This window comes from Robertkochia aurantiaca (genome assembly GCF_020166495.1).
Taxonomy (GTDB): Bacteria; Bacteroidota; Bacteroidia; order Flavobacteriales; family Flavobacteriaceae; genus Robertkochia; species Robertkochia aurantiaca.
On the sequence record NZ_JAINZS010000008.1, the window covers coordinates 1 to 16814 of the forward strand.

Annotated in this window: 13 protein-coding genes; 11 read left to right on the top strand and 2 right to left on the bottom strand. The window is 45.3% G+C overall.

Annotation, left to right across the window (positions count from 1 at the left end):
• The first annotated feature begins 272 nt into the window (after positions 1 to 272).
• A complete protein-coding gene (locus tag K7R10_RS14555) occupies positions 273 to 1337 on the top strand; it encodes an NAD(P)/FAD-dependent oxidoreductase (RefSeq protein WP_224485466.1) in 1065 nt (354 codons plus the stop codon).
• On the opposite strand, the gene K7R10_RS14560 is transcribed toward K7R10_RS14555, so the two are convergent.
• Positions 1321 to 1734: a DUF983 domain-containing protein gene (locus K7R10_RS14560; protein WP_224485467.1), complete on the bottom strand. Its 414-nt coding sequence runs from the start codon at positions 1732 to 1734 to the stop codon at positions 1321 to 1323. The two genes, K7R10_RS14555 and K7R10_RS14560, sit on opposite strands and share 17 nt — an antisense overlap.
• 64 nt (positions 1735 to 1798) lie before the next feature.
• Between K7R10_RS14560 and K7R10_RS14565 the strand changes: the two genes are divergently transcribed.
• The 6 genes from K7R10_RS14565 (at position 1799) to K7R10_RS14590 (ending at position 10654) form a co-directional block, all read left to right on the top strand.
• On the top strand, positions 1799 to 3712 hold the full coding sequence (locus tag K7R10_RS14565; RefSeq protein WP_224485468.1) for an ABC-F family ATP-binding cassette domain-containing protein: 1914 nt from the start codon (positions 1799 to 1801) through the stop codon (positions 3710 to 3712).
• A gap of 95 nt (positions 3713 to 3807) precedes the next feature.
• Positions 3808 to 4653 carry a leucine-rich repeat domain-containing protein gene (locus K7R10_RS14570; RefSeq protein WP_224485469.1) on the top strand — a complete coding sequence of 282 codons (846 nt, stop codon included), beginning with the start codon at positions 3808 to 3810 and terminating at the stop codon, positions 4651 to 4653.
• Between the two features lie 135 nt (positions 4654 to 4788).
• Positions 4789 to 5946, top strand: coding sequence for an efflux RND transporter periplasmic adaptor subunit (locus tag K7R10_RS14575; RefSeq protein WP_224485470.1), 1158 nt, complete (start codon positions 4789 to 4791; stop codon positions 5944 to 5946).
• Entirely contained in the window at positions 5943 to 9146 is a 3204-nt protein-coding gene (locus K7R10_RS14580) for an efflux RND transporter permease subunit (RefSeq protein WP_224485471.1), read from the top strand. Before K7R10_RS14575 ends, K7R10_RS14580 begins: the two co-directional genes overlap by 4 nt.
• Before the next feature lie 19 nt (positions 9147 to 9165).
• Positions 9166 to 10458: a TolC family protein gene (locus K7R10_RS14585; protein WP_224485472.1), complete on the top strand. Its 1293-nt coding sequence runs from the start codon at positions 9166 to 9168 to the stop codon at positions 10456 to 10458.
• A gap of 16 nt (positions 10459 to 10474) precedes the next feature.
• Positions 10475 to 10654 (top strand): CPXCG motif-containing cysteine-rich protein, encoded by a 180-nt coding sequence (locus K7R10_RS14590; protein ID WP_224485473.1) that lies wholly within the window; start codon positions 10475 to 10477, stop codon positions 10652 to 10654.
• Between the two features lies 1 nt (position 10655).
• On the opposite strand, the gene K7R10_RS14595 is transcribed toward K7R10_RS14590, so the two are convergent.
• On the bottom strand, positions 10656 to 11420 hold the full coding sequence (locus tag K7R10_RS14595) for a LexA family transcriptional regulator (RefSeq protein ID WP_224485474.1): 765 nt from the start codon (positions 11418 to 11420) through the stop codon (positions 10656 to 10658).
• Positions 11421 to 11575: 155 nt separating this feature from the next.
• On the opposite strand from K7R10_RS14595, the gene K7R10_RS14600 reads away from it, so the two are divergent.
• The 4 genes from K7R10_RS14600 (at position 11576) to K7R10_RS14615 (ending at position 16799) form a co-directional block, all read left to right on the top strand.
• Positions 11576 to 12259: a TIGR03915 family putative DNA repair protein gene (locus K7R10_RS14600; protein ID WP_224485475.1), complete on the top strand. Its 684-nt coding sequence runs from the start codon at positions 11576 to 11578 to the stop codon at positions 12257 to 12259.
• 137 nt (positions 12260 to 12396) lie between these two features.
• On the top strand, positions 12397 to 13863 hold the full coding sequence (locus K7R10_RS14605) for an SGNH/GDSL hydrolase family protein (RefSeq protein WP_224485476.1): 1467 nt from the start codon (positions 12397 to 12399) through the stop codon (positions 13861 to 13863).
• Positions 13856 to 15148, top strand: a complete 1293-nt coding sequence (locus K7R10_RS14610; RefSeq protein WP_224485477.1) for a GDSL-type esterase/lipase family protein — start codon at positions 13856 to 13858, stop codon at positions 15146 to 15148. The genes K7R10_RS14605 and K7R10_RS14610 overlap by 8 nt, the downstream gene beginning before the upstream one ends.
• On the top strand, positions 15138 to 16799 hold the full coding sequence (locus tag K7R10_RS14615; RefSeq protein ID WP_255610546.1) for an MBOAT family O-acyltransferase: 1662 nt from the start codon (positions 15138 to 15140) through the stop codon (positions 16797 to 16799). The genes K7R10_RS14610 and K7R10_RS14615 overlap by 11 nt, the downstream gene beginning before the upstream one ends.
• Positions 16800 to 16814 lie beyond the last annotated feature (15 nt).

Here is a 16814-nt window from a genome sequence, read left to right on the forward strand (position 1 = left end):
GAACCACTAAGAAATGGTCAAGACCAGTAAGTTGGACTAAGGTCATTAGTATATTATCAATGACTCACAAGGAAAGATTAGGCCTACCCTAAAAATAAAGAATGACACACTTAACTGAACACAACCTGATGAAGTTCAATAACTTACAATCTACAATCTACAATCTACAATCTACAATCTACAATCTACAATCTACCACTCACCACTCACCACTCACCACTCCCCACTCACCACTCCCCACTCCCTATCATCCTCTTTCATATCTTTGCCTTATGATCGATTGTATAGTAGTAGGTAGTGGTCTGGCAGGTATTTCCTTTTGCGAAGAACTGCGTAAGAACGGGAAAACCTTTATGGTTTTCGATAATGATTCACAGGTTTCAACCAACATAGCGGGTGGTCTTTATAATCCGGTTATTTTAAAGCGATTCACCCCTGTATGGAAAGCTGAAGAACAGCTTGATACAGCGCTGCCATTCTATGCTGCACTCGAATCTTTGCTCGGGGAGAAATTCGATCATAAGATTCCTGTTTACCGGCGGTTCACTTCCGTTGAAGAGCAGAACAACTGGTTCGTTGCCGGCGATAAACCGGGGTTGTCACCCTTCATAGAGACTTCAGTGCATCATTTTGAACTTCCCGGGGTTGAGGCTCCATTCGGATATGGAAGGGTGCTGCAAACGGGCAGGGTAGATACCGAAGCTTTGCAAAAGGCTTATGTAAGTTATCTGCAGGATACCGGGTGTTTCAGGCAGGAGAGTTTTCAATACGACCGGCTTCAGGTGATGAATGACAGGGTGATCTATGACGGTATCGAAGCCTCGAGGGTAATATTTTGTGAAGGTTTCGGGATGAAGAAGAACCCGTTTTTCGACTACCTCCCTCTCAACGGAACAAAAGGGGAGTTACTAATTATCGAAGCTCCGGAATTAGAGCTCGATTTTGTTCTGAAATCATCGGTCTTTCTGATTCCACTGGGAGAGCGGCGTTATAAGGTTGGAGCCACCTATAAGTGGAAGGATAAAACCAATATTCCCACAGAAGAAAGCCGCATGGAGTTGTTAACCAAGCTTCAGAGCTTTTTTAAGGGGCCTTATGAAGTCATTGACCATGTAGCCGGAATAAGGCCTACAGTGGCAGACAGAAGGCCTCTGGTGGGGCAGCATCCGGAATTCAGCCGGCTTTATTGTCTCAACGGACTGGGGAGCAGGGGAGTGATGATAGCACCTTTTGCTGCAAAACAGTTATATCAATCAATGTATGGTCAGCAGGAGATAGTGCCTGAAATGGATGTCGAAAGATACCGGTCAAAGTATCAATCTACTGTTTCGGGTTGATCTCGTCTTGTTTGATCCCGGAACCTGCATTGGGGTCGTAGCTCATAAAGAAATTGATCCAGATGTTTCTTGCCAGCCTCATGATTACCGGCATAAACACTATAAGAGTACCCACGATGGCAAAGAAAGAGGTTTTCAGGTCGGTTCCGATGATAAGGAATGAAATTACGAAGGCTGCGACAGCAAAAGCCGTTCCCACGCCATAGCTCACATACATGGCCCCATAAAAAAAGGAAGGTTCTATTTTGTACTTAGTACCGCAGTTGCTGCATTTCTCATTCATTTTCAGGGTTTTCTGCGGGTGATACAGCTGTGAGCTCTCATACATGCTTTCCTCCTGGCACTTCGGGCAAGTTCCTGTTAAAATACTGTAGAGTTTGCTTCCTTTTTTTAACATTTGCAAAAATTTTAAACAAAAATACGGCATCCTGACGGATGCTGGGGTAACAAGGGTCACATTCATGCTAAACGTTCACAATTTATCGGTATCATTTGCGGGAGAATATTTGTTCGACGGAATTTCTTTCCGGCTGAACCCTGGAGACAGGGTTGGTCTGATCGGGAAGAACGGTGCCGGGAAATCAACGCTTTTGAAGCTTCTGGCCGGAGACATGAGCAAAGACACCGGGGATATTGCAACCGATAAGGAAGTAAGTATCGGTTTTCTCAGGCAGGATATCGATTTTGATGAAGGAAAAACAGTTCTCGAGGAAGCCTATACTGCCTTTGAAGAAATCAGGCAGATCGAAAGGAGAATGGATGAGATCAACCGGCAGCTGGCTGAAAGAGAAGATTACGAAAGTGAATCATACAACCAGCTGATGATCGACCTGAGCGATCTTACTCACCGGTATGAAATTCTCGGAGGGTACCACTACCAGGGAGCTACCGAAAAGGTGCTTCAGGGACTGGGGTTCAGACGTGATGATTTTGAAAAACGTACCGAAACTTTTTCAGGAGGTTGGCGTATGCGTATTGAGCTGGCAAAACTGCTCTTGCAAAAACACGATGTGCTTCTGCTTGATGAGCCTACCAACCACCTTGATATAGAATCGATCATCTGGCTCGAAGAGTTCCTCCAGCAATTTGCCGGAGCGGTGGTTATTGTATCACACGATAAGATGTTTCTCGACAACGTAACCAACAGAACCATTCAGATCAGTCTTGGAAAGATATATGATTATAACAAGCCTTACAGCGAGTTTCTGGAATTGCGCGAGGAGCTTCGTGATCTGCAGCTCAACGCTCAGAAGAACCAGCAGAAGGAGATCGAGCATACCGAGAAGCTCATTGAAAAGTTCCGTGCCAAGGCCACTAAGGCTTCCATGGCCCAGTCACTGATCAAAAAGCTCGACCGCATGGAGCGTATCGAGGTCGATGAAGAGGATAACGCTGTTATGAACCTGAGCTTTCCCGTGTCGGTCAGACCCGGTAAGGTGGTGCTGGAGGCAGAAGATCTGTCGAAAAGCTATGGAGAAAAGAAGGTTTTGGAGAATGTTGATCTGTTGGTCGAACGAGGCAGTAAGATCGCTTTTGTCGGGCAGAACGGACAGGGGAAAACCACGCTTGCCAAAATGATTGTTGGTGAAATACCTTTCCAGGGTGAACTGAAGCTTGGCCATAATGTTCAGCTTGGATACTTTGCCCAGAACCAGGCCGAGTATCTCGACGGGGAGAAGACCGTACTGGATATCATGATCGATGCCGCAAATGACGGTAACCGGACTAAGGTGCGCGATATGCTTGGTGCATTTCTTTTCAGGGGAGATGAGGTGGAAAAGAAGGTGAAAGTGCTTTCCGGTGGCGAGCGAAACCGCCTGGCACTTTGTAAAATGCTGCTTGAGCCTTTTAATGTTCTGATCATGGATGAGCCTACCAACCACCTGGATATCCGTTCAAAAAATGTGCTGAAGGAAGCTCTTAAGCGTTTTGAGGGAACACTTATCGTGGTTTCCCACGACCGGGATTTCCTGCAGGGTCTCTCTGAAAGCGTGTACGAGTTCAGAAACCATCAGATTAAGGAATACCTGGGTGATATAAACGATTATCTTGAGGAGCGTAAAGCCGACGATTTCAGGGCTATAGAGAAAAAGGATGAAACGGTTAAGGTTTCTAAGAAGGAGGCGGCGCCAAAACCCAAGATGAGCTATGAAGACCAGAAAAAGCTAAAGTCTCTCAAGAACAGGGTGAGCAAGCTGGAATCACAGATAAACGACCTGGAAAGAAAGATCGAAGCGATGGATAAGGAGTTGCTGGCCAAACCCGAAAAGCTTTCAGAAGACCAGGACTTTTTTAACAGCTATGATTCCCTAAAAAAGGATCTTGAAAAGAAATCAGGTGAGTGGTTTGAACTGAATGAACAACTGGAAGCATAGCTAAGTTGTTAAAAATTATGTATTTGGTCGAAAATAATTGTCTTTAGTCGGATTTATTGCGAATTTGGTCCTCAACAACCTCCAATTAGAATCAAATGAACAAAGCAACCCGACTTATGACGATGGGGTTATGTGTTATTGCCTGTACCCTGTCTTTCGCACAAGAACATTTAAAGCCCGAACTAAAAGAATTCTTCCAGCAAACCGGTGGCGAAAACTGGATTAAAAAATGGGATTTTGAAAAGCCTGTCACTGAATTTCACGGTCTCACCTTCAGACAGGGAGAACTTATAGCGTTAGAATTACCTTCGAATAATGTTTCCGGGGCATTTCCAGAAGTTCTTACCAATTTCACCTCTCTGGAAGTTCTAAATCTCAAGGGAAATGAGCTTTTTGGTGTGCTGCCTGATAAACTGGACAAATTGGATAAACTTGAGGTGTTAGATCTGTCGTTTAACCGTTTGGAAGGGGAGCTGCCAGCCTCGTTGACAAAAATTAAAGAACTGAAGGAGCTCAGGCTGTACATGAATCGTTTCAGCGGACGTCTTCCGCAAGAAATAGGGGAATTGAAAAATCTCAGGTCCCTCGTTCTGTTTAATAACGGCTTTGAGGGAAGTATCCCTGAAAGTATCTGTGACATCGCCTCTCTGGAAGAGCTCATACTGGCCAGTAATCGTTTTTCAGGACATCTTCCGCAGGAAATAGGAAAATTGGCAAACCTGAAAAAGCTGAGCGTTTTTGATAATTACCTTGGGGGTTCATTGCCTTCTTCCCTTTTTGAATTAAGTGTGCTGGAAGAACTGGCGATCGGGCAGAATTACTTTAATACCGAAGTTCCGGATGAGATGATTCGTCTGAAAAATCTGAAAGTACTTGTAATAGATGAAATGAGGCTTATAGAAAAACGCACATCGGTCACAAGGGTGCCTGGTCAATACTGAAAGCTGCGGCTGTTAACTTTCTCTTTAACTGATTTTTAGCTGCATTTGCACGTACTGCCTTCATATTTAAGAAAGTTTTAACCTGTTAAAGACAGGCTTATAGATAGATTTGCAGCACATCAACTAAGTCCTGATATGAGAAAGGTCGTTTTAGCCATCCTGGGTGTGCTGCTCATCGTTCTGGGTGTTTTCGTAGCCCAATATTTAATCAACAGTAAAAAGAGGCCACAATCGCAGGTGCGTAGGGTGGTGAAAACCGTTTTTGTAGATACCGTTCAGAACGGGGAAGTCCCCATTGTAATAAATGCTAACGGAAACCTGATGGCCAAGCGCCGAATCGAGCTTTTCTCAGAGGTGCAGGGGGTGTTTCTGAACAGTGCAAAGCTTTTTAAGGAAGGCCAAAGGTACCGCAAAGGCGAACTCTTACTTCGTATCAACGATGAAGAATTTTATGCCTCGGTACAATCTCAAAAAAGCAACCTGGTAAACCTGATCACAGGGATCATGCCCGATCTTCGACTGGACTATCCTGAAGCTTTTCCGGCCTGGCAGGAGTATATCCAGAACTTCGAAATGAACTCTCTTACCAAACCGCTGCCCGAGCCATCTTCACCGCAAGTAAAGAACTTTTTAACCGGTAGAGGGATCTACACAGCGTATTATAATCTTAAAAACCTGGAGAACCGACTTTCCAAACACAACATTAGAGCTCCTTTCAACGGGATCCTTACAGAGGCTCTTGTCAATGAGGGTACTTTGATCAGGAACGGACAAAAGCTGGGTGAGTTCATCGATCCTGAAGTCTATGAACTGGAGGTGGCTGTTAACAAAAGTTATGCTCCTTACCTGAAGGTGGGTGAAGAAGTGCAGCTGAGTGACCTGGAAAATATAAACACATGGACGGGTACCGTGGCACGGGTAAATGGAAAAATAGACCAGGATACCCAAACCATTACCGCATTTATAGAAGTCAGTGATAGTATGCTCAAAGAGGGAATGTATCTGGAAGCACGTATTCATGCACGGGATGCTGATGATGCATATGAAGTTGACCGTTCGCTCCTGGTTGATCAGTCACAACTCTACGCCGTCAGGGATACCATCCTCGAGCTTGTTGATGTGAATCCGGTATATTTTTCAGAAAAACATGCGATCGTTAAAGGGATACCTGACGGAACCAGGGTTCTGAAACGTTCAGTGCCGGGGGCTTATCCGGGCATGGTAGTTAAAGTGGCAGGTGATGAAGCAGACGTTCAAAAATCTGAGGAAACGCCTAAAACCGCGCTGCAATGAGAAAGATACTTTCGTATTTCATCAAGTATGACGTAGCCGTTAACGTCATTATCCTGGCGTTTCTGATCTTCGGTCTGGTAGGTGCATTTTCACTGCGTTCATCTTTCTTTCCCTTAGTTGAATCAAAGATCATTTCTATCAACGTCACATACCCCGGAGCTGCTCCACAGGAGATAGAGGAGGGTATTATTATAAAAATCGAAGATAACCTGAAAGGAATCGAAGGTATTGACCGGGTGACCTCTACCTCGAGGGAGAACGGTGGAAGTATTACCGTGGAGATTCTTAAAGGTTATGATATAGACTTCATGCTCCTAGAGGTCAAGAATGCGGTCGATCAGGTTCCCAGCTTTCCTGCCGGGATGGAGCCTCTGATCGTAGGGAAGCAGGAAGCTATCAGGGAGACCATCACCTTTACCGTTAGTGGCGAAGGGGTAGCGCTTGCTACGCTTAAAAAGATCGCCAGGGATATCGAAAGGGATCTCAGGCGTATGGAAGGGGTCTCAAAGATCGAGATTACCGGTTTTCCGCGGGAAGAGATCGAGATCGCGGTCAGAGAAAATGACCTCCTCGCATACAACCTGACCTTTCAGGAAGTGGCCCAGGCAGTTTCAGAAACCAACCTGCTTATTACAGGGGGGAATATCAAGACCAGCGAAGAAGATTACCTGATCAGGGCGAATAACCGTTCCTATTATGGCGATGAGCTTAATAATGCGGTCGTAAAAGCACTACCTAATGGTACCAATATCAGGCTGAGAGATGTGGCCGAAGTAAGGGACCGTTTTGAGGAAAACCCGAACGCCAGCTACTTTAACGGGAATCTTGCCGTTAACATACGAGTGAGTAATACCAACAGTGAAGACCTTATACCTACCGCTGAAAAGATAAATGCATACATAGAAGACTTTAACCAAAGTTACAATAATGTACGACTGGATGTGGTTTCTGACCGTTCCATTACATTAAAGCAAAGAACCAAGCTGTTGTTCACCAACGCCTGGCAGGGGATACTGCTCGTGCTTTTCTTTCTTTCGCTTTTCCTGAATTCAAGAATGGCTTTCTGGGTAGCTTTTGGTTTGCCGATATCATTCCTGGGACTATTCGTGTTCGCCGGATTTTTTGATGTCACCATTAATGTGCTTTCCCTTTTTGGGATGATCATCGTGATCGGTATCCTGGTTGATGATGGTATCGTGATCGCAGAGAATATCTATCAGCATTATGAACGGGGAGCATCTCCGGTCAGGGCTGCCATCGATGGAACCATGGAGGTATTGCCTCCGATCATCTCGGCAATTATCACAACGATCCTGGCCTTTTCCACCTTTTTGTTCCTTGACAGTCGTATCGGGGAGTTCTTTGCCGAGGTTTCGACGGTGGTGATCATTACCCTGACGATCTCACTTATAGAAGCTCTGATCATTTTGCCGGCACACATTGCACATTCCAAAGCCTTGTTGAAAGAGGATGATCGCCCTAAGAAAGAAGACATGTCACTGGTTCAGAAGTTCTTTGCAAAAATGCGGAACATCAATACCTACGGAGATCGCATGATGGATTATATGCGTGATAAGCTCTATGCGCCGGTATTAAAGTTCAGCTTAAGGCACCAGATCCTGGCTTTCGGAATTTTCTGCCTGGCCTTGTTATTGACCATCGGAGCCATCGGAGGTGGGATCATCGGGGTTACACTCTTTCCAAGTATTGCCAGTGACCGGGTTTCTGTAGATCTGCTGATGCCTGAAGGTACCTCGCCAAAGGTGACCGATTCGATCATCACCATGATCGAGGAAAACGCATGGAAGGTCAATGAAGAATTCACACAAAAACAAACCGGAAACAAATCGGTAATTGAAAATATCGTCAAGCGGGTGGGTCCCGGAACCAATAAAGCCTCCCTTGATATCAATCTTCTTCCCGGGGAAGAGCGGGATTTCGAATCGTTTTTGATATCGAATGCCTTACGGGATACCACCGGAACGGTATACGGGGTGGAACGACTTACTTTCGGGTCTGGAGGAAACTTCGGGGGAAGCCCGATCTCTGTAGCCCTTCTGAGTAATAATACGGAAGAATTAAAAGGGGCCAAAGACTATTTAAAAGCTCAACTGCAGGATGATCCAAGGCTTAAGGATATTGTTGATACCGACCCGGAAGGTATCAAAGAGATACGTATACAGCTGAAAGATAATGCCTATGCCCTTGGGCTTGACCTTCGTAATGTGATGGGTCAGGTAAGGGCCGGTTTCTTCGGCTTCCAGGCTCAGCGCTTTATGCGCGGAGAAGATGAGATCAGGGTTTGGGTGCGATACGACCTGGAAAACAGGGAATCGATCAACGATCTGGATGAGATGCGACTCATTACCCCTTCAGGTACCCGGGTGCCTTTCAATGAAATTGCCAATTACAGCATTCAGCGTGGGGAAGAATCTATTCAGCACCTTGACGGGGTTCGGGAAATTCGGGTGGAATCTGACCTGGTGAATCCGAATGCCTCAACCACCGATATTCTGGCAGACATACAGAGCAATATCATGCCCGAATTACAATCCCGTTATTCAACGGTTACGGCCTCTTATGAAGGTCAGAACAGAGAAGCCGGTAAGCTAAGCAGTTCTGCCGGGAAAGTGTTCCCCGTGGTCATATTTCTGATATATGCGGTTATCGCATTCACATTCAGGAGTTACGGGCAACCCTTCCTGTTGTTACTGATGATCCCATTCAGTTTGATCGGAGTGGGTTGGGGTCACTACCTGCTGGGTTTCCCTATCAATGTACTTTCTATGTTGGGAATCATCGCACTGATCGGAATTATGGTGAACGATGGTTTGGTGCTTATCGGTAAATTTAACAGCTACCTGAAGGAGGGGAGCAGTTATGGCGAAGCCATCCTGATGGCGGGTAAATCGAGGTTCAGAGCGATCTTTCTGACTTCCCTGACAACGATCGCCGGACTGGCGCCGCTGCTTTTCGAAAAGAGCAGGCAGGCACAATTCCTGAAGCCCATGGCTATATCCATTTCGTTTGGAATTGGAATTGCCACTTTCCTGACCCTGTTAATGCTACCTATTTTGCTTACCATGAGCAACAAGTTTAAAATGGGTACTTACTGGCTCAGAAAGGGTGAAATGCCAAAAGCAAGAGAAGTTGAACGCGCTGTAAAAGAATTAAAGGTAGAAAAGGATGGTATCCATTAAAAATACGTTACTATTTGTTGTGATTTTAGGATTTTCGGGCTCCCTGTGGTCTCAGGATCTGCTCTCAAAGCAGGAGGCAATAGGCTACACCCTTGAAAATAACCTGGGGATCGAGATCGCAGCCAACAACACAGAGATCGCCGAGAATAATGCCGATGTACTGAATTCAGGCTATCTGCCCAGTTTGACCGGAAATGCGGGGGCTACCTTCGACCGGAATAATGCCGAGGGTCAGCTGGCCAATGGAGAAGTGCGATCTGCGGAAGGAGTGGAAACCAGGCGTTATAACGCTTCCCTAAACCTTAACTATACCCTTTTTGACGGATTGGGAAGGTTCTATAATTACAAATCTCTAAAGGAAGAACTCAATCTTACCGAGCTGCAGGCCCGTGAGACCATTGAAACCACCGTGCTACAGTTGTTCACGGTCTATTATGAGGTCGCCAGGCTTACCGAGAATGTGGAGAATCTGAGACAGGCCCTGCAGATATCCAAAGACCGGCTGGAGAGGGCGCAGTACCAGTTCGAGTACGGACAGAATACCGGTCTTGACGTGCTGAATGCCGAAGTTGATGTGAATACCGACAGTATTAACCTGATTCAGACAGAACAGACACTCAGAAACACCAAGAGAGACCTGAACCTGATCATGAATCGTGATCTTTCCAACGACTTTCTGGTAGATACCACAGTAACCTTCGTGCCCGGGCTTTTGATGGAGAACATGCTCAACGAGGCTTCTGAAAATAATGTGACACTTTTACAGGCTCAAAGTGGTATGCTTATCAACGAATACGGTATCAAGTCGGTTCGTGGTAATTTTCTTCCTACCATCGGGCTTTCGGGCTCTTACGGATGGAACCGCAGCAATAATAACAACCCGCTGGCATTCGTGCTTGAGAATACCAGCACAGGGGTCTCTGCAGGAGTGAACCTGACCTGGAACCTCTTCGACGGTGGTACAACCATTACCCAGTTCAAAAATGCGAGGATCGCCTATGAGAACCAGGAAATCACCAAAAGACAGGTGGAGCTGGGTGTGGAACGGGATATAAGAAATGCTTATGAGACCTACCGGAATGCCTTGTATATCTACGAAGCACAGAAAAAGAATGTTCAAACGACCCTGAATAATTTCAACCGAACTGAAGAACGCTATAAACTGGGACGTGCGACATCTCTTGAATTCAGACAGGCCCAGATCAACCTGTTGAACGCCATTCTGGAGAAGAACCGTGCCAAATACACGGCGAAAATAGCTGAGCTGGCTGTTTTACAGGTTAGCGGACAGCTGTTGAACATAGAGTTTTAGAAAGATCCATGTATCTATGTTGGAGCACTTTTTTCAATGTCCGTATTGCTGGGAAACCATTTCAATGCTGCTCGACCCTTCAAGGGATCAGACCTATGTGGAAGATTGTGAAGTGTGTTGTAATCCTATTGAATTAAGTGTTCGCTTTGAAGATGGCGAATTGATTGAGTTCGAGGCCCGTGATCTGGAACAATAGGTTATTTTTTTAAGGCATTAATCTCGTTACGCAATTCCAGGATGCTCTGTTGTATCTGGTCAAGGCTGCTGCCTTCGGGGTTTTTATCTATCTCAACACTGATCTTGCTGCTTACCTGCCAGAGTTCCTGAATTTCATGGCTTCCTATGACTACCGGTGGATACTCGGTGTTCAGTGATATCAAGGATACTTGCTGATGGTCTTCATGCTTTTGCACCTTTTTCACCAAAACACTGTCCTGAAGTACGACGACTGCGATAGTGTTGTTGTCCAGCATTTCAAGACTTTCAACCGCTTTACCGATCACCCATTCACCCGGATGCAGGGAGGGAAGCATACTATCGCCTTCCACCTGGAAACCGCGATAAGTGGCGTTGCGGTATTCGGGTAAGGGAATACTGAAAGCAGGCAGTTCTTCATACCAGTCAACATCACCGATATTATGCGGGTATCCCGCTGCAGCCCGTACATTGACCAGTACGATATTATCGTTGTTTTCTGGATCTACCGTTACCACCCTGGGAGAGGTGTTTACCTGCATATCGAGGTATTTCTGGTTGCTCTTGCCATACAGCCATAAGGGATTGATACGATATTTATCTAGCAGATCGGTTACCATGGTGCCCGATAATTTTGTCTTGCCTCTTTCGATATCAGCCGTTGAATTTTTCAATGACAACTCCTCTGCGAAGGCCTGTTGGGTCAAACCCAGTTCTTCCCGTACCTCTCTGAATCGAATTACCTCGGTGGCTAAAGACTGTTTCATAGTATAAAAATATAAAATAATTGGAATATTTCCTTTAGTTTGGAAAAATTCCTATATTAGCATGTGCTTACGAGGTAAATATAGTATTAAAGCCTTAAGAAATTGTAATATTTTGGAAATATTCCGATTTAATGAATGCAAAAACATCACCAATTATGAAAGCAAAGGTTTTATATGATGGAAGTTTTTCAGGGTTTCTGTCTGCTGTTTATGAAGTTTTTTCCAGGGGTTATAAAGAGGTGGCTATTGTTTCTCCCCGGCATTATGAGCCGGATATCTTCTCTGAAGTCATTCAGGTGCACACGCAGCCTTTACATGCAAAAAAGGTTTGGGAGTCTTTACGATTAAAAACGTCAGCAGAAACGAGAGAGATAATATACTTTGCTTTTTTAAGTGAGCTGAAAGGGTCAGAAGACATGATTCTTAATTTTATCATGGCTGTTTATTGCAATGAATCGGTACTGCAGGAGGCAGAGTCGTATCTCGGGCGCTTGCGTCATGCCTCCAATATGGTGAAACGCGAGGCAGACCGTCTTGCTGAAGATTTTCGCTTTAAGATTCTCGAAAGCGGTTTGTATTCAGGTGTCGTCGATTCAAGATTTAATATTTTGCCTTTACTTACTGAATATCTAAGGGAAAAACATGCAGACCATAATTGGTTGTTGTTTGACAAGAGACGCAAATACAGTTTGTGTTTTGAGAGCGATTCAGGCAAGATACAGCGCTATACAGGCGAACCAGAATATTCTTCACTCTTTGTTCTGGGTGACAAAGGTCCGCTAGCGGGAGAACCCGGGCTTATCTATCACAGCCGTCGTCATTCTTCTCTTTCTGCCTGATCAATATTGTCTGAGTCTTAAAAGGTGCGGATATCCGGAAAATATTTGGCGATCTTTTGACGTTACTTATTCAGTGCCGGAATTTAAGAAACTAATCGAACAGTTTTTTTTAAATTCGCTGCTGTAACTTCAGTCAGATGGATCCCAGGAAGATCAGTTTTTTCATTATTTCATGCCTTGTTCTTTTGCTGCTCCTTACAGCCTTCAGCAGGGAAGGATCAGATGAAGCAGGAAATGAGCAGGAAGGATTCTTCTGGGGCAATACGGGTTTTAAGTATCCCACCTTTCGGAGTTTTTTAGACCCGGAACCTGCCGTCGTTACCCCTGTTGCTCAAATCGACAGTATCGTGGGCAATATAGAGAGCATGATCGTCGAGGAGGCGCTGCCTGAAGCTCAGCCGGTAGTGCCTGATTACAGCAAGATCGATACCTCCAAAATCCGGCGCATAGAATACCCCGGTGATCCCGCCACTTTCGTAAGAACGATACGTACCGCATTTACATCTCCTACCTGCCGTATCATTCATTACGGCGATTCGCAACTGGAAGGAGACCGGATTTCAGCCTATGTGAGGAATCGTTTACAAAGATTGTACGGGGGAGAAGGCCCCGGTTTTATACCTATCAAGCAGGTATATGATGAGGTGAAGGCTCATGTGGAATGCAGTGATGAGTGGTTGCGATTTGCAGCCTTTGATCGCAATCAGCCCATGTTCGAACATGGGATGTACGGTGCCTACGCATCTGTTTCGAGATTTACCCTACCTGCAGATTCCCTCAGAACACTGTATCCTGACAGTATCCCTTTGACTACTGCAGAGTTCACCGTTAGTTTTTCAGATCGGTCTTACAGGAAACTCAGGGATTTCAAGATAGTTGACCTGCATTACGGCAATGTACAGTCACCGGTTTCCATGAATGTGTTCCATCAGGATTCACTGATCATGACAGATACGCTAGAACCGGGCGTCGAGTATCGCAACCTTCGCTTGCAGTTCGAAACGGCTCCCACGGCCTTACGATTTGAATTCACCTCTGAAATCAGTCCCGACTTTTATGGTCTGACCCTGGATGGCAAAAAAGGTATTTTACTGGACAATGTAGCCATGCGGGGCGCTTCAGGAACCATCTTCGCCAAGATGGACGGTCAGAATTACCGTTCGATGATGGGGCATTTGCAACCCAGAATGTTCATATTTCAATACGGCGGAAATGCCGTTCCTTATCTGAAAGACAGCGCAGCCGTTCGACGGTACTCCAAATACATCATGTCTAATCTTAATTGGGTACGAAAGAAGGCTCCGGAGGCCCCTGTTATTTTTATTGGTCCTTCAGACATGTCTACCAGGGTTGACGGCAGGCTGCAGTCTTATGATCTCCTGCCATATGTTAATGAACAGATCAGGGAAAGATGTCTGGAGAACGGAATTGCCTTTTGGAGCATGTATGATGCCATGGGCGGTTCCAATTCGATGCCACACTGGGTAGATCAGAAACTGGCGGCCAGTGATTATACGCATTTCTCACCCAAGGGAACCCGGGTGATCTCTGAATTGTTTTTTACATCCTTGTACCTTGATCTAACCCAGTATGCCCATGAGTAGACCCCTGATCTTTTCCCTGCTCATTTTTATCTGCTGCCCGGTGATTCAGGCGCAGCATTTTGTGCTCGACAGTGTTATCGACAGCCACCCCTATATGATCAATATGGAGGCGAACCGATTCATAGGTGCTGAGGAAAGTGCAGAGTTTAAGAATTTCCTCATCAAAATGGACAGCATCTTTGAAGGTAAGCGGGAGAAGCTGCATATCTTTCATATCGGGGGCTCACATATTCAGGCAGATTTCTATTCAAATAAATTGCGTACCTATCTTCAGAACATGAATGAGGTAAGTACGGCACAACGGGGTTTTGTATTTCCATACCACCTGGCAGATACGAATAACCCTCTTAACTACAGGGTGGAAGCTGATGATGATTCCTGGAAAGGATACCGCTGCTCCCAGGGCCGGGATAGTGTGGCCTGGGGTCTTGCTGGCGTTACAGCTGTATTTGAGGGGAACATCGATACCATCAATATTCGATCTAATTATAAGAATTATAACAGTACCCCTTATTGCTTTGATGGCTTACGGGTCTTTTATAACTCCTGGAATGAGAACTTCGATCTGAATATCGATGAAGAATGGCTGGTGAGTGATACTCTTAACCCGGAAGCGAATTACCGGGAATATCGATTTAAATATCCCATGGATGAAGTGGATCTGGTGGTTTCCAAAAGACCCGGGGTAAATGATAAGGAACCGTTCCTGCTGATGGGTCTCGAATTTATCAATGACCGTTCAGGTATAGAATATACCAGCATAGGAGCTAATGGTGCCAAGTTCGATTCTTATGAACGCTGCGCTCTTTTTGAAAAGCAATTGTCACTTTACAAGCCCGATCTATTTATCATTTCTATCGGTACGAACGATGCCTATACCCGTTATTTTGACGGAGAAAAATACAGGGCTCAGTACGAAGATTTTATCCGGATGATTAAAAATATCAATCCTGAGTGTGCTATCCTGTTAACGGTGCCTAATGATGCATATTTCAGGCAGCGATACCCCAATCCGCATACCGGGACCCAGGAACGTATTATACTGGAGATCGCCGCAAAACATAAACTGCCTGTCTGGGATCTTTACAGGGTAATGGGAGGGCAGGGTTCTTCACAGCATTGGTATGAGGCCGGATTGATGGTCAAAGACCGGGTACATTTTTCCCTGACCGGGTATAGCGTCAAGGCAGATCTCCTGTTACAGGCATTTTTACAGGCCTGGGAGGAGACAACTCAAAGACCCGAAAAGAGCTTATTAACCTATTTTAAATCTATTGGTGAATAGAATAGCAGACATCTTTACCTTTTCTGAAGATTTTCCCCTGATCTTTACCCAGGTCAATTTCTGGATCTTTTTCGCAGTGGTCTACCTGTTTTTCGCTTTACTCTGCAGTAAACGTAAGCCGCGTAATCTGTATCTTTTTCTTGTATCGTTGTTCTTCTATTACAAGACCAGCGGCATGTTTGTAGGCTTATTGATCTTTTCTACCATTGTAGATTTCTTTATCGGTCAGGCGTTGTATAAAAGCCATAGAAGCCGGTGGCGGCTTTTCCTGGTAACTTTGAGCGTGATCATCAACCTCTTCACTCTCAGTTATTTCAAATACGCCTATTTCTTCACCGATTCTTTTAACTACCTGTTCAATACAGACTGGCAGGTAGTGAACTGGTTGGCAGAATGGAGCAACAACTTCACCTCTGTCAATTACTTCACAGCCGATAAGATCATTCTTCCGGTCGGGATCTCCTTTTTTACTTTTCAGACCATTAGCTACAGCGTTGATATATATCGGAATAAGGTGAAACCACTGGATTCTATTTTGGATTTTGGGTTTTATGTAAGTTTCTTTCCCCAGCTTGTGGCCGGTCCGATCGTAAGAGCAGAAAGCTTTGTTCCACAGATCAATGCGCCCACTAAAATTTCGGTAAGTGATTTTAACCGGGGAACTTTTATGATACTCAAGGGGTTGGTGAAGAAGATGATATTCGCAGATTTTATTGCCATGCATTTTCTCGACAAGGTGTTTGACGCTCCGGAAATGTTTTCAGGTTTTGCCAATATCATGGCCATGATCGGTTATTCCCTGCAGATCTACGGTGACTTTTCGGGCTACACCGATATTGCAATCGGCCTTGCGCTTTTGATGGGTTTCCAACTACCGAAAAACTTTAATAGCCCGTACAAGGCTGAGAACTGCGGGAACTTCTGGAAGAGGTGGCATATTTCACTTTCGACCTGGCTCAGGGATTATCTCTATATTCCTCTGGGCGGTAACAGAAAGGGGAGTAAGGCATCCTATATCATCCTGGTGATCATCCTTGCGGGTGTGATGGTCGCATTCAATCATCCCGGTGTTTACATATTGATTCCCGCTGTACTTACCATCGCTGCAATATCGGCTCATTACTTCCCGGAGGTGGAAAGGCAGATCAACACCAATATCAATCTTATGTTGACCATGCTGATTGGTGGGCTCTGGCACGGGGCTTCCTGGAAATTCGTGATCTGGGGAGGTTTGAACGGCCTGGGGATAGTGGTGTATAAATTCTGGCGCAAAGTGAGTCCGTGGGAAGACAAAAGCGGTATGATCGTACACGCCTGGAAGATCCTGGTCACTTTCGTCTTTATCACCTTCACGCGCATATACTTCCGTGGCGAAAGCATGGATCATATCTCAAGGTGGTATCATCAGGTAGCTAACAACATGGACTGGTCAAATGCCTGGAATGTACTGGTTGCTTACCAGGCGGTATTCTGGGTGATGCTTGCAGGTTATATAACTCACTGGCTTCCGCAAGACTTTAAAGACCGTATGGAAGGCTGGTATGGAAAAAGTCCCATGCCCGTTAAAATGGCAGTGGTTGTGGTAGTTGGTGTGGTGTGTTACCAGGCATTTTCTACCGATTTCCAGCCGTTTATCTATTTTCAGTTCTGACAGGCATGACCTTCC